Origin of the sequence: Salinigranum salinum (genome assembly GCF_009176545.1) — an archaeon.
GTDB classification, from domain to species: Archaea; Halobacteriota; Halobacteria; order Halobacteriales; family Haloferacaceae; genus Salinigranum; species Salinigranum salinum.
This window is the reverse complement of the sequence record NZ_VTOJ01000001.1, coordinates 1-13757: the sequence shown is the minus strand read 5'-3', so window position 1 is coordinate 13757 and position 13757 is coordinate 1. Positions and strand designations below refer to the sequence as shown.

The 13757-nt window shown below is 67.9% G+C and carries 10 protein-coding genes; 7 read left to right on the top strand and 3 right to left on the bottom strand.

The window, feature by feature from the left end:
* Positions 1 to 78 precede the first annotated feature (78 nt).
* Positions 79 to 1038, bottom strand: coding sequence for an ornithine cyclodeaminase family protein (locus FZP69_RS00050; RefSeq protein ID WP_152039364.1), 960 nt, complete (start codon positions 1036 to 1038; stop codon positions 79 to 81).
* A gap of 176 nt (positions 1039 to 1214) precedes the next feature.
* On the opposite strand from FZP69_RS00050, the gene FZP69_RS00045 reads away from it, so the two are divergent.
* The 7 genes from FZP69_RS00045 (at position 1215) to FZP69_RS00015 (ending at position 11435) form a co-directional block, all read left to right on the top strand.
* Complete coding sequence (locus tag FZP69_RS00045; protein WP_152039363.1) at positions 1215 to 2378, top strand: NAD(P)/FAD-dependent oxidoreductase; 1164 nt, start codon at positions 1215 to 1217, stop codon at positions 2376 to 2378.
* Positions 2379 to 2496: 118 nt separating this feature from the next.
* Positions 2497 to 2910 (top strand): CBS domain-containing protein, encoded by a 414-nt coding sequence (locus FZP69_RS00040; RefSeq protein ID WP_152039362.1) that lies wholly within the window; start codon positions 2497 to 2499, stop codon positions 2908 to 2910.
* Positions 2911 to 3483: 573 nt separating this feature from the next.
* Positions 3484 to 4995 (top strand): phenylalanine--tRNA ligase subunit alpha, encoded by a 1512-nt coding sequence (gene pheS / locus FZP69_RS00035; RefSeq protein ID WP_152039361.1) that lies wholly within the window; start codon positions 3484 to 3486, stop codon positions 4993 to 4995.
* The gene (gene pheT / locus FZP69_RS00030) at positions 4995 to 6728 is read left to right on the top strand and encodes a phenylalanine--tRNA ligase subunit beta (RefSeq protein WP_152039360.1); all 1734 of its coding nucleotides are present in this window, start codon (positions 4995 to 4997) and stop codon (positions 6726 to 6728) included. The genes pheS and pheT overlap by 1 nt, the downstream gene beginning before the upstream one ends.
* 208 nt (positions 6729 to 6936) lie before the next feature.
* Positions 6937 to 7368, top strand: a complete 432-nt coding sequence (locus tag FZP69_RS00025) for an ester cyclase (RefSeq protein WP_152039359.1) — start codon at positions 6937 to 6939, stop codon at positions 7366 to 7368.
* A gap of 138 nt (positions 7369 to 7506) precedes the next feature.
* Positions 7507 to 8706 carry a trans-sulfuration enzyme family protein gene (locus FZP69_RS00020; protein WP_152039358.1) on the top strand — a complete coding sequence of 400 codons (1200 nt, stop codon included), beginning with the start codon at positions 7507 to 7509 and terminating at the stop codon, positions 8704 to 8706.
* 104 nt (positions 8707 to 8810) lie between these two features.
* A complete protein-coding gene (locus tag FZP69_RS00015; protein WP_152039357.1) occupies positions 8811 to 11435 on the top strand; it encodes a valine--tRNA ligase in 2625 nt (874 codons plus the stop codon).
* A gap of 273 nt (positions 11436 to 11708) precedes the next feature.
* Here FZP69_RS00015 and FZP69_RS00010 read toward each other — a convergent pair whose 3' ends face one another.
* Positions 11709 to 12764 (bottom strand): quinone-dependent dihydroorotate dehydrogenase, encoded by a 1056-nt coding sequence (locus FZP69_RS00010; RefSeq protein ID WP_152039356.1) that lies wholly within the window; start codon positions 12762 to 12764, stop codon positions 11709 to 11711.
* A 72-nt stretch (positions 12765 to 12836) separates the two neighbouring features.
* Positions 12837 to 13034, bottom strand: coding sequence for a hypothetical protein (locus FZP69_RS00005; protein WP_152039355.1), 198 nt, complete (start codon positions 13032 to 13034; stop codon positions 12837 to 12839).
* Between the last annotated feature and the right edge of the window lie 723 nt (positions 13035 to 13757).

Below are 13757 nucleotides of genomic sequence, written 5' to 3'. Positions count from 1 at the left end.
AGCGGCCGGGGCGCGTAGACGTCGTCCGCGTTCGCAGGTCCAAGTTCCCTCGGCGAGTGTCCGCGAGCCGTCGACCCCTCAGCCGTCGACGACCGTGCCGACGTCCTCCCGTTCGGCGCGGTCGACGAGCGGTTCGGCGGCCGCCGCGTCGAGCACCGCGCTCCCGACGCTGTCGACGACGAGGATCTCGTCCGGGGACTCCCGGCCGGCGCGCCCCTCGAACACCTCCGAGAGCGGGATCAGGTCGTCGACGTCGAGTCGACCGCGCATGTCGCCGATCTCGGCGACCTCCTCGGGGACGTCGGCGAAGACGCGCGCGGCCCGCCCGATCGTCGTCTCGTCGAGTTCGCACGTCTCGGCCGTGTAAGCGCCGACGGCGACGACGAGCGTCCCGGCCGCGAGCGCGTCACCGGGAAACACGGGTTCGGTGGCCGTCGTCGCGGTCACGACGACCGTGGCGTCTTCGACGGCCGCCCGTACGGAGTCGACTGCCTCGGCGTCGATCCCCTCCTCGCGGAGGTCGTCGGCGCACTCGCGGCGAGAGTCCGGCGTCGGCGAGTAGATCCGCACGCGCTCGACGTCGGTGGCGGCCACGATCGCCCGCGTCTGCCACCGTGCCTGCGCGCCGGCGCCGACGACGCCGAGCCGGACCGGTTCGCCCGCGGCGAGTTCGCGAGCCGCCAGCCCACCGATACAGCCCGTTCGGGCGTTCGTGATCGGGTTGCCGGCCATCGTCGCGCGCGTCTCCCCGTTCGTCGCGTCGGTGACGTGGACCTGCGTCCGAACGGTCGGCAGGCCACGGGCCGGATTCGACTCGTGCACTGTCGCGACCTTCGTGGTGAACGTCGACGCGCCGTGGATCGCGGCGGCCATCACCAGCGCCGTCCCCTCTGTCTCGCCCTCGCCGATCGGGAAGTGCGGCCGCGGCGGGCGTTCGACCTCGTCGCGTCCCTGCTTCACGAACGCCTCCTCGATGGCCGGCAGGAGGTCCGGAAGCGAGACGATCCTCTCGACCTCTGCCTCGGTGAGCACACGCATGGCTCGTGGGTCACGCGGGAGGGTGGTCAACGTTTCTCCCGGTGTCCGCGGGCGGTCCGACGGCTGCCCGTCGCGTGACCGATCCGAGCCGGCGCACGGCGTACTTGCTCGTCACGCCACACGAGCCCGCCCTCCGCTCGCGCAACCTTCATCACCTCCGCCCCTCGATACCGAGCGTGCACGTCGTCGTCTGCGGCGGTGGGGTCGTCGGTCTCGCCGCCGCCCACTACCTGGCTCGTCGCGGTGCCGAAGTGACCGTCTGCGAGGCGGGTTCGCTCGGGAGCGGCAACACCGACCGTTCCGCCGGCGGGATCCGCGCGCAGTTCTCCACCGAGGTGAACGTCCGACTCTCGCTCGCCTCGCTCGAGGTGTGGGACGAGTTCGAGACGGCGTTCGGCGTCGACATCGCGCACCGTCGCTCCGGCTACCTCTTCCTCGCCCGGAGCGCGGAGACGGCCGAGCGGTTCCGCGAGCAGGTCCGGATGCAGAACGACCTCGGCGTCCCCAGCGAGTTCCTCTCGCCCGACGCGGCGCGCGAACACTGCCCCGAACTCCACGCCGAGGCGTTCCACGGGGCGACCTACTCGCCGACCGACGGCTTCGCCGACCCTCACCTCGCGCTCCAGGGCTTCTCGGGGGCCGCCCGGGAGGCCGGGGCGGAGATCAGGACGAAGACGCCCGTCCTCGGCGTCGAGATCGAGGAAACGGGCGACCCCGTGACGGCCGACGTGACGGTCGACACCCCCGACGAACGGCTCGACGCCGACGTCTTCGTCAACGCCGCCGGCGCGTGGGCCCGGCGCGTCGGCTCGCTGGTCGGGCTGGATCTCCCGATCGCCCCCCGCCGTCGCCAGGTGGCCGTCGTCGCGCCCGAGACGCCCGTCCCGGAGTCGGTCCCGCTCACGATCGACCTCGACACGGGGTCGTACTTCCGCCCCGAACGCGAGGGACAGGCGCTCGTCGGCGGCCACTTCGCCGACGAGGACCCCGACGTCGACCCCGACGACTACGACACCGGTATGGACCTCGACTGGGCCGTGGAGGCGGTCGAGTGCGCGGCCGACACGGCGGGCTACTTCGGCCCCGAGAGCGGCATCGTCCGGGGCTGGGCTGGGCTGTACGCCGTCACGCCCGACCACCACCCGATCGTCGAGCGCTCGAAACCCGGCGTCGTCACGGCAGGCGGCTTCTCGGGCCACGGCTTCCAGCACTCGCCCGCCACGGGCAAACTCGTCGCCGAGCTGTGTCTCGACGGGGAAGCGTCGCTCCTCGACATCTCGCGGCTCGCCGGCGAGCGGTTCGAACACGGCGAGAGCGAGGACGAACAGAACGTCGCCTGACTCCCCCCTTCGTTCGTCCGGGGTCCCCCTGATCGCCGAGTCTCTCGGGTTCCCGACGGCTGAGAACGACCACCGACGGCTATCCCCTCGCCGCGTCAACCCCCGCTCGGTGATCGAGATGACACTCAAGGACATTGCAATCAGGGGCGTCGAGACGGCCGGTCCGGATACGACCGTCGAAGTGCTGGCGAACACGATGAACGACAAGGGCGTCGGGAGCGTCGTCATCACCGAGGAGAATCGGGTCGTGGGGATCGTCACCGACCGCGACATCGCGCTGACGGTGGCTCACGAGGCCGACCCGGCGACGCTCACCGCCGCGGACGTGATGGCGTCGGAGCCGCTGACGCTGCCGTCCAGCGCGGGCGTGCTGGAGCTCACGGAACGGATGGCCGACGCGAGCGTCCGGCGTATCCCCGTCGTCGACGACGGCGGCGTCATCGTCGGGATCGTCACGCTCGACGACGTGGTTCGACTGCTGTCGACCGAGCTCGAGCACCTCTCGGCCGTCATCGAGGCCGAGTCACCCTGAGCACGCTGCTTCTCGCCTTCGATCCGTTCGGCTCTTTCGACGGTCTGGTCTCTCTCGCCGGTCTCGACTTCTTCGGCCGTTCGACACTCGACACTCGATACTCGAGACGTTTCCCTCGGATCGGTCGGCTCTTCCTCACCCACGCGTGGCGGCCGAGCGGAGCGCCGACGAATCGAGGGGGTCGGAGGCGGCTGTCGTCCCCGGTTCGACCACGGCCCGTGACTGCTCGCTCGTCCCTGGCACTCGCCTGCACGATACCGGAGCGCTGCCCGACGCTGGACATCCCGTAGCGCGCCGTCCACTCACAACGTTTTTGTTCGCGCGAGCGACTCACACAACACATGGTGTCCGAACCCCACACGCGGCGTACCGCTCCCCAGCCACTGGCTCCGGGGTTCGGCTTCTTCTTCGCGGGCTGACCGTCGGCGGACCCCGCTCGCGTCCGAGGGGACGCGCCGGGCGAAACCGACGCCCTCGACGGCGCATTTCACGCGACCGAAACCCGCAACGGCTAACTGACGACCGGACGCTCCACCATCCAGCGAACCTCACGCCACCCACGCGATCCGACACATGACACGCACACTCCCGGAAGCCCAGCACGCGGTCATCACGACCGTCTCGGCCGACGACGCACAGACCATCGACGACCTCGCCGCCGAAACGGGGCTCAAACCCGAGACGGTCACCGGCGCGGCGTTCGACCTCGAAGACGAGGGGCTCGTCACCGTCACCGAGGAGACCGCCGTCGACTACGACCTCACCGACGAAGGGGAACGGTACGTCGACGCCGGGCTCCCCGAACTCCGGCTGTACCGCGCCGCGGTCGACGCCGGCGCGCGCGACGACCCCGTCTCTCTGGGGGCGGTCCTCGGGGCGGCCGACCTCGACGGCGACGAGGTCGACGTGGCGCTCGCGAACCTCGCCCGGAAAGGGTACGGCACCATCGACGCGGGCCAGCTCTCGGCGGCGGACGCCGACCCCGATTCGGACCTCGAGGCGGCGGCGCTCGCGGCGCTCGCGGCGGGTGACGCCGACCTCGACGACTCCGTCCTCGACCAGCTCGCGTCCCGCAACCTCGTCGAGCGGCACGAGCACACGATCCGTTCCGTCGTCCTGACCGACGCGGGCGTCGACACCGTCATGCTCGAGGGGGTCGAGGCCGCGGAGACCGTCGATCGGCTCACCCCCGACCTCCTGACCTCCGGCGAGTGGCGCGACGTCGAGTTCACCGAGTACAACGTCGAGGCGGACGCTCCCCGGCTGCGAGGCGGGAAGACGCACATCCTCCGGCAGACCGCCGAGCGCGTCAAGGACGTGCTCGTCGGGATGGGGTTTCAGGAGATGGACGGGCCACACGCCGACGCGGAGTTCTGGATCAACGACTGCCTGTTCATGCCACAGGACCACCCCGCCCGGACCCACTGGGACCAGTTCGCGCTGGACGTCCCGCCGATGAAGGACCTCCCCGAAGACCTGGTCGCCCGCGTCGCGGACGCCCACCGCGAGGGTGAAGGCGAGGACGGCGACGGCTACCACTCGCCGTGGACCGAGGCGGTCGCCAGAGAGGTCGACCTCCGCGGCCACACCACCTCGCTGTCGATGCGGTACCTCTCGGGGCACGAGGTCGGCGACCTCGAGCCACCGCAGCGGTACTTCTCGGTCGAGAAGGTGTACCGCAACGACACGCTCGACCCGACGCATCTGCTGGAGTTCTTCCAGATCGAGGGGTGGGTGATGGCCGAGGACCTCTCGGTCAGGGACCTGATGGGCACGTTCACCGAGTTCTACAGCCAGTTCGGCATCACGGACATCCAGTTCAAACCCCACTACAACCCCTACACCGAGCCGTCGTTCGAGCTGTTCGGCAGCCATCCGGAGACGGGGGAACTCATCGAGATCGGGAACTCGGGAATGTTCCGCGACGAGGTGCTGCGGCCGCTGGGCGTCGAGTGCGACGTGATGGCGTGGGGGCTCGCGCTCGAACGCCTGCTGATGCTCATCTACGGCTTCGACGACATCCGCGACGTCCACGGGACGCTGTGTGATCTGGACCTCCTGCGGGAGACGGAGGTGTTGCACTGATGCCCGTCGTCGACGTTTCGGTCGACGAACTGCGGCGGCTCACGGGCGAGGGCAAGTCCGAAGAGGCGTTCAAAGAGGACCTGTTCGCGCTCGGGCTGGAGTACGAGGGCGAAACGGAGGACGGCAAGATGCAGCTGGAGTTCGGCCCCGACCGTCTCGACCGCCTCTCCGTCGAGGGCGTCGCCCGCTCGCTCCGCTACCAGTACGGGTCGGACCGGGGCGTCGCGGTCCCGAAGACGAACGACCCCGACTGGACCATCGAGGTCGACGAGTCGGTCCCCGACGAGCGGCCGTACGTCACGGGCGCCATCGTTCGGGGGGTAGATCTCGACGAGGCGGGCCTCGAGTCGCTCATCCAGCTCCAGGAGAAACTGCACGCGACGATGGGTCGCAAACGGGCGAAGGGAGCTATCGGGATCCACGACCTCGCGATGATCAAGGGGGAAGTCCTCTCCGACGAGGGCGGTAACAACACGATCACCTATCGGGGAGTCGCTCCCGACGGCGACCGCTTCGTCCCGCTGGACTCGAACGCCGAACTGACGCCCGCCGAGGTGCTCGAACAGCATCAGACGGGGACGCAGTACGCCGATCTCGTCGCCGACTACGACCGCTACCCGGCCATCTACGACGAACTCGGGCTGTTCTCGTTCCCGCCGGTCATCAACGGCCGCCGGACCGAGGTCGACACCGACTCGCGCGAACTCCTCGTCGAACTCACGGGGACGGACCAGTGGACGATCGACCGGATGTGCACCATCATCTGCTACGCCCTCTCCGCAAGGGGTGCGACCATCGAGGAGGTGCACGTCGAGTACGCCGACGGGACCACGGTCCCCGACGACGGTGCCAGCCTCGTGCGTCCGGACTTCTCGGTCGATCAGAAGACGGTGTCACACGACCGCATCGAGTCGATGCTGGGCGTCGCCCTCGACCGCGAGGAGGTGGTCGACCTCTTCGAGCGTTCGGGCCTTGACGCGACGTACACCCTCGACGATCCGATCACGTACGAGGTGGAGATCCCCCCGTACCGCGTGGACGTGCTCCACCCGCTCGACCTGATCGACGACGTGGGTCGGGCGTACGGCTTCAACGACCTCGACCCCCGATACCCCGACGTCTCCACCGTCGGCGGCCGCCACGGGCGGTCGCGACTGGAGAACGCGGCCCGCGCTTCCCTGGTGGGGCTGGGCTTCGAAGATCTCCTGAACTTCCACATGATCTCCGAAGCCGAAAACTACGACCGGATGCGCCTCACCGAGGGCGACGCGGCGCTCGGTGGGAGCGAGGCCGTCACCATCACCGAACCGTACAGCGAGGACTACACGATGCTCCGGACGTGGGCCCTACCCTCGCTCCTGATGGTGCTGGAGAACAACACCCACCGGTCGTACCCGCAGGACCTCGCGGAGATCGGCCTCGTCGCCCACGCGGACGAGACCGAGTCGACCGGCGTCGCCGAGTCCAGACACGTCGCGGGCGTCCTCGCCCGACACGACGCGACGTACGAGGACGCGAAGGCGCGGCTCGCGGCGATCTGCCGCGACTTCGACGTCGGTCTGGAGACGCCCCACACGGAGCATCCGACGTTCATCCCCGGCCGCGCCGCGAGCGTCGTGATCGATGGCACCGAGGTCGGGGTCGTCGGCGAGGTCCACCCCGCGGTGCTGGTCGAACACGACCTCGAACTGCCGGTGGCGGCGTTCGAGTTCGCGCTCGAGGCGCTCGACTGAGCGAGTGTGGTCGGGTTCCTGCCCTGCGATTTCGCTCGAGGCTGTGCGAGCGACGCGAACACGCCGACGTCGGCACTCCCGTGCCTCGGAACCCTCACCCGCGAGTCGTGGTAACAATTAACGTCTTCCGAGTAGACATTTTCGAGTGGCGCTCCCGACGACCCGGACGGCCACGACAGCCACCGGAGCGCCCGTACGGGGAGAGATCATGACGACACCAGCCGAACACAAGGACCTCGTCCGACGGTATCTGAACGCGTTCAACGACCGGGATCACGAGACGCTCGCGGAACTCCTCGCCGAGGACGTCGTCGAGCACGGCGTCCACGACGAGCTGCACGGCGTCGACGAGATCGTCGACTTCCTCCAGGCACACTTCGAGGTGTTCCCGGACTACTCGGGCACGACCGAAGCGATGGTCGCCGAGGGCGACACTGTCGCAGTCCGGTACCGCGTCAGCGGGACACACTCGGAGGAGTACCGCGACGTCGACCCGACCGGCCACACGGTCGAGTGGACCGGGATGGCGATGTACCGGATCGAAGACGGCCGGATCGCGGAGATCTGGCTCGAGGAGAACCGCCTGGGACTGCTCGAACAGCTCGAGGCCGTCGATCCGCCGGCACACCTCCGGATCTGACGGCCCCCGACCGCGACGGCTCCGGGCCCCCGACGCCCTCTTATTCACAAGGGTAATAATCTCATATTTTAATATTATAATGCAATTTTGTTGAACAACGACAAAACAGTTACGGGGTATGGTGGCGTATTTCGATCGATGCCCCCCGACTCGCACTTCGATACGCGTTCGGTGACGCACGGCGGCGGGAGACAGCCGATGGTCGCCGAGGACGTCGTCGTCCCGATCCACCTCACCTCCACGTACGCGGTCGACGATATCGACCCCGACGCGAGCCTCGAGGACCTCGATCCCGACGCCGGGGAGTACCTCTACTCGCGGCTGTCGAACCCCACGCGCAACGCGCTCGAACACAGGCTGGCGTCGCTCGAGGGCGGCCAGCACGCGATGGCGTTCGCCTCGGGGACGTCGGCCATCGTGGCTACCGTGATGGCCTGTGTCGAACCCGGCGGCCACGTCGTCGCGTTCGAGGACCTCTACGGCGGGACGAAGACGATGCTCACGCGCCTGTTCGAAGCACGGCTCGGCGTCGACGTCTCGTTCGTCGACGCCCGCGACCCCGCGGCCGTCGCGTCTGCGCTCTCCGCGGAGACGAGCCTCGTCTGGATGGAGACGCCCACCAACCCGCTGATGCGCCTCTGTGACGTCGAGGCGATCGCGGAGCTCGCCCACGACGCGGGCGCGGTGCTCGGCGTCGACAACACGTTCGCCAGCCCCGTCCTCCAGCGCCCGCTCGAACTCGGTGCCGACCTGGTGGTCCACTCAACGACGAAGTACCTCAACGGCCACTCGGACTCGGTCGGCGGCGCCGTCGTCACCGACGACGCCTGTCTCGCCGACGAGATCGGCTTCCTCCAGCAGGTCGGGATGGGGAACGTCCTCTCGCCGTTCGACTCGTTTCTCACCCTCCGCGGGATCAAGACGCTTCCCCTTCGAATGGAGCGCCACGAGGCCAACGCCCGGGCCATCGCGGCGTTCCTCGCCGACCATCCCCGCGTGACCGACGTCCACTATCCGGGACTCCCCTCGCACCCGCAGCACGACCTCGCGGCCCGGCAGATGGACGGCTTCGGCGGGATGCTCTCGTTCGAGGTCGACGCCGACCTTGAGGGAGTTACGACGTTCCTCGGGTCGCTCTCGGCGTTCCCGCTGGCCGTGAGCCTCGGCGGGGTCGAGAGCCTCGTCGAACACCCCGCGACGATGACGCACTCGCCGCTCTCTCCCGACGACCGTGCCGCGCTCGGCATCACGGACGCGCTGGTCCGGCTCTCGGTCGGCGTCGAGAACGTCGAGGACCTGATCGCCGATCTCGACACCGGGCTCGCCGCGCTCCGGTGAGTCGGTCGCCCGCTGGCTCGCGCTTCGCCCCAGACGCCTTGGAACGACCGTGACGGCACAATCGAGTCGTTTAACAGGCGCGCACGTGGTAGACCCACGCGAGAATGCCGAGCGGAGAATACGACCCGGACACCGTCGAGGCCAAGTGGCAAGACCAGTGGGTCCGCGAGGACACCTACGCCTACGACGGCGAGGCGGTAGATCCGAACACCGTCTTCTCCATCGACTCGCCGCCGCCGACGGTGTCGGGGAGCCTCCACTGGGGACACGTCTACGGCTTTACGCTCCAGGACTTCGTCGCCCGGTTCAATCGGATGCGCGGCGACGACGTCTTCTTCCCGTTCGGCTACGACGACAACGGGATCGCCTCCGAGCGCCTGACCGAGGACGAACTCGGCGTCCGCCACCAGGAGTACGACCGTCGCGAGTTCCAGCGGATGTGCCGCGAGGTCTGTCAGGAGTACGAGGCCGAGTTCACGGAGAAGATGCAGAACCTGGGGATCTCGATCGACTGGTCGGAGACGTACCAGACCATCTCGCCCGAGGTCCAGCGCATCTCGCAGCTGTCGTTCCTCGACCTCTACGAGCAGGGCCGTGAGTACCGCCAGCGCGCCCCGACCATCTGGTGCCCGGAGTGCGAGACCGCCATCTCACAGGTCGAGACCGAGGACGACGAACAGCCCAGTCACTTCCACGACATCGCGTTCGAGGTCGTCGAAGCGGACGAGGGCGAGGCGCTCCCGGAGACGTTCACCATCTCGACGACGCGGCCCGAACTGCTGCCCGCTTGCGTCTCGGTGTTCGTCCACCCCGACGACGACGCGAACCAGCACCTCGTGGGCAACCACGCACGGATCCCGCTCTTCGGGCAGGAGGTGCCCATCCTCGCGGACGAACGCGTCGACATGGAGACCGGGTCGGGGGTCGTCATGTGCTGTACGTTCGGCGACCAGACCGACATCGAGTGGTACCAGGCGCACGACCTCGACCTCCGGATCGCCATCGACGAGTCCGGGACGATGACCGACGAGGCCGACGAGTACGCGGGCCTCTCCGCCGACGAGGCTCGCGAGGCTATCGTCGCCGACCTCGACGACGTCGGCGCGCTCCTCGACACGCGCGCCATCACGCACACGGTGAACGTCCACGAACGCTGTGGGACGAGCATCGAGTTCCTCGTCGCAGAGCAGTGGTACATCAAACTCCTCGACAAGAAGGATGAGTATCTCGACGCGGGGAGGGAGATGGACTGGTACCCCGAGAAGATGTTCACTCGCTATCGAAACTGGATCGAGGGGCTCCAGTGGGACTGGTCGATCTCCCGACAGCGGTCGTCGGGGATCCCGTTCCCGGTCTGGTACTGCGCCGAGTGCGACCACGCCGTGATGGCCGAGCGCGACCAGCTGCCGGTGGATCCGCTGCAGGACGAGCCGCCGGTCGACGCCTGCCCCGACTGCGGTCACACCGCGTTCGTCCCCGAGGACGACGTCTTCGACACCTGGGCTACCTCGTCGCTCACGCCTTTGATTAACGCGGGCTGGGAGTGGGATCCCGAATCCGAAGAGATGGCCGTCGAGCGCGGGGAACTGTACCCCGTGAATCTCCGGCCACAGGGCCACGACATCATCTCCTTCTGGCTCTTCCACACGGTGGTCAAGTGTTACGAACACACCGGCGAGGTGCCGTTCGACAGCGTGATGATCAACGGGATGGTGCTGGACGAGAACCGCGAGAAGATGTCCAAATCCAAGGGTAACATCGTCGCACCCGACGAGGTCGTCGCGAAGTTCCCCGTCGACGCCGCCCGCTACTGGGCCGCCGGCAGCGCCGTGGGGGACGACCTCCCGTACAAGGAGAAGGGGCTCCGCGCGGGCGAGAAGCTGCTCCGCAAGCTCTGGAACGCCTCGAAACTGGTCGACTCGCTCACCCCCGACGACCCGGTCGACGTCGACCACGACGACCTCCAGGAACTGGACCGCTGGCTGCTCGCGTCGCTCGACGACGAGATCGAGACCGTCACGGCGCGGATGGCGGCGTACGAGTTCTCGAAGGCCCGCGACCGCCTCCGGAGCTTCTTCTGGCACACGTTCTGCGACGACTACCTCGAGATCGCGAAACAGCGGCTCCGGGAGGGTGACGATCCGTCCGCCGCGTACACGCTCCAGGTCGCCCACCGCCGGTTCCTCCAGCTGTTCGCGCCGTTCCTCGCACACATCACGGAGGAGCTCTGGCGGGACATGCACGGCGACGGGAGCGTCCACCGCACCTCGTGGCCCGATCCGCTGGGGCTCGACGCCGACGTCGCGGCGGGCGAGACCGCGCTCTCGGTCGTGAGTGCCCTCCGCCGGTACAAGTCCGACAACCAGCTGTCGATGAACGCCGACCTCGACGGCGTCACGGTGTACGGGGACGTCACCGGCTTCGAAGCGGACATCCAGCGGGTGATGCACGTCGGTGACCTGGAGACGACCGACGAGGAGCCGCCCATCGAGTCCGTGGTGACGGGGATCGACCTCGACTACGCCCTCGTCGGGCCCGAATTCGGGAACACGGTCTCGGAGATCGACGCCGCCATCGAGACGGGCGACTACGAGATCGTCGACGGGACTCTCCGTGTGGCGGGCGTCGAACTCACCGACGAGATGTTCTCCGTCGAAGAGGAGCGCCGATACACCGGCGCGGGCGAGATGGTCGAGGCGGACGACGCCGTCGTCATCGTTCGGAACTGAGTTGTCTCTCGTTCTCCGACCGTCTCGACCGGACGATTCTCCGGTTTTCGTCCAAGATTATCGCCCCCATTTGAACGACCTCACAGCGTCGGGACAAGAGATAGGTCACTCCTGATGATACAGTATGTCGTCCCAACATTGAGGGACACACCACGGAGGTTTCACGTCCGGGCCACGGAACCTCCCAGGCATCCCCACCGGCCCGAATCCCCCCTTTCCCTTCCCCCTTCGAGTACGCTCCGGAGCGTCCGGTGACGTCTCGGCGGTCTCGACTCAGCAGTCGACGCCGACCGCCTCGGAGACGTGATCGAACCCGTCGTCTTCGAGCAGTTCCAGGAGTCCGCGGTTGATCTCCCGGGCGACGGTCGGCCCCTCGTAGACGAGCGCCGTGTAAAGTTGGACGAGGCTCGCCCCCGCTCTGATCTTCGCGTACGCACCCTGCGCGTCGGAGACGCCGCCGACGCCGACGATGGGCACGTCCGTCTGCCGGGCGACGCGCGCGACGAAGTCGGTCGCCACGGGTTCGAGCGGCTTCCCCGAGAGGCCGCCGCGTTCGGCCTGTTCGGGCGACCGGAGGCTCCGTGGTCGTGCCGTGGTCGTGTTCGTCGCGACGACGCCGTCGAGGTCGAGATCGTCGACGACGGTGAGCGCCTCGTCGACCGCTTCCGCCGCCAGGTCCGGCGAGAGCTTCACGAGGAGCGGGCGGGCACCCGCGTCGAGGAGCGTCCCGAGTATCGATTCGAGCGCGTCGCGGTGCTGGAGTTCGCGGAGGCCGGGTGTGTTCGGGCTGGAGACGTTTACGACCGTGTAGTCGACGGCGTCACCACAGCGCTCGAAGGTGTACTCGTAGTCGCCGGCGGCCGCTTCGAGAGGTGTCGACTTCGACTTCCCGACGTTGAGGCCGACCGGGACGTCCGGGAGTCGAGCGGTCGCGAGTCGTTCGCCCACCGCCTCGGCTCCGTGGTTGTTGAACCCCATTCGGTTAACGATCGCACGATCCGCACGGAGACGAAACATCCGTGGTCTGGGGTTTCCTGCCTGTCGTTCGGCGGTCACACCACCGATCTCCACGTGACCGAAGCCCAGCGCGGCGAGCATCCTCGGCACCGTGGCGTTCTTGTCGAATCCCGCCGCGACGCCGATGGGGTTCGGGAACGACCGGCCGAACGCCGCCACCGAGAGGCGTTCGTCGTCGACGCGGAGCCGGCGTCGTGCGAGTCGCTCGATCGGGGTCCCCTGTGCCGCGCGCAACGCCGTCATCCCCGTCTCGTGTGCCGTCTCGGCGGGGAGCGAGAACAGGGCTGGACGTACGAGGTCGTAGAGACTCATCGCACTCCCGCCACCGTGCGGCCGTGACGGGGCTTTCCGCTCCTGGTCCGATCGTGTCGTCTCACCACCGGGTCAGAAGTCGTGTTCCACGTCGTCCGGATCCGCTTTCTGGATGATGATCTTCCCGTCTCGAACTCGGACGAACACCTCGTCGCCGATCTCCATGCCCGCGACCGTGAGTTCGTCCTCGTGGAGGTTGACGTGAACGTTGTGGTACTCACCGTTCTCGTCTTTTGCGCCACTCGGGCTGAGCTTCTTTTTCCGGACCATCGGGGGTGTCTACCCGATGCTTCGACATAGGATATACATAAGTGTTGTCTACACGGGGTGCCGAACGGCCATCTCATACTGCGTCCCGGGCCGGACTGGCGGCCGACTGGTACCTACCTGGTTACTGTTTCCCGACCGTGACCGCCTTCGAGACGGGTCGCGCGGCCGCGTGCGAACTTCCCGTCGTGGGTTCGTCCCGTTCGTCGTCTCGATTCCGTGTCCGTTTCGCGCACGCGCGGCCCCGTCCGTCGCCGACGGGGAACGCGTGGGCTTATATCTCTCGCGTGGGCACCCACGCACGCGCGGCCACCACTCGGTCCGACCTCACGCGCGACGCGCGGGATGACCGGCCGACCTCCAGCCGCGCGACACACCACTCGCCGTTCGCTGGTGAATCTCCTCTGTCTTCGCGTGCCGAACACTACAGGTGGCTCTCTACCCGTGCGACGTGTTTGCACGGGTTTATGCGTCGGTGTACCGTGAAACCGACTGCCGTAGCCGCTCTCGTTCGACGGCCTTTTATGTTCCCCCGGCTTTCCAGCTAATGCGACGAACGCACCCGGGTCACTCCGGGTGTGTCTCCATCCACGCCGCCCACTCGACCCCCGTCGCACTCCGACGGGCTTAAGTACGACACGGCGTTTCGATGGAACGCGAACGACACACTGCGACTGCGGCTCGGTCACCTCCGATCCGCGCTCGCGTTCGGACCACCCACCGGGG

What these genes read in the sequence shown, in the direction of transcription:
- FZP69_RS00050 (WP_152039364.1), bottom strand. Translation starts at nt 1,038, where the DNA reads ATGCGTGTGCTCACCGAGGCAGAGGTCGAGAGGATCGTCTCGCTTCCG.
- FZP69_RS00040 (WP_152039362.1), top strand. Translation starts at nt 2,497, where the DNA reads ATGACACTCAAGGACATTGCAATCAGGGGCGTCGAGACGGCCGGTCCG.
- pheS (WP_152039361.1), top strand. Translation starts at nt 3,484, where the DNA reads ATGACACGCACACTCCCGGAAGCCCAGCACGCGGTCATCACGACCGTC.
- pheT (WP_152039360.1), top strand. Translation starts at nt 4,995, where the DNA reads ATGCCCGTCGTCGACGTTTCGGTCGACGAACTGCGGCGGCTCACGGGC.
- FZP69_RS00025 (WP_152039359.1), top strand. Translation starts at nt 6,937, where the DNA reads ATGACGACACCAGCCGAACACAAGGACCTCGTCCGACGGTATCTGAAC.
- FZP69_RS00020 (WP_152039358.1), top strand. Translation starts at nt 7,507, where the DNA reads ATGCCCCCCGACTCGCACTTCGATACGCGTTCGGTGACGCACGGCGGC.
- FZP69_RS00015 (WP_152039357.1), top strand. Translation starts at nt 8,811, where the DNA reads ATGCCGAGCGGAGAATACGACCCGGACACCGTCGAGGCCAAGTGGCAA.
- FZP69_RS00010 (WP_152039356.1), bottom strand. Translation starts at nt 12,764, where the DNA reads ATGAGTCTCTACGACCTCGTACGTCCAGCCCTGTTCTCGCTCCCCGCC.
- FZP69_RS00005 (WP_152039355.1), bottom strand. Translation starts at nt 13,034, where the DNA reads ATGGTCCGGAAAAAGAAGCTCAGCCCGAGTGGCGCAAAAGACGAGAAC.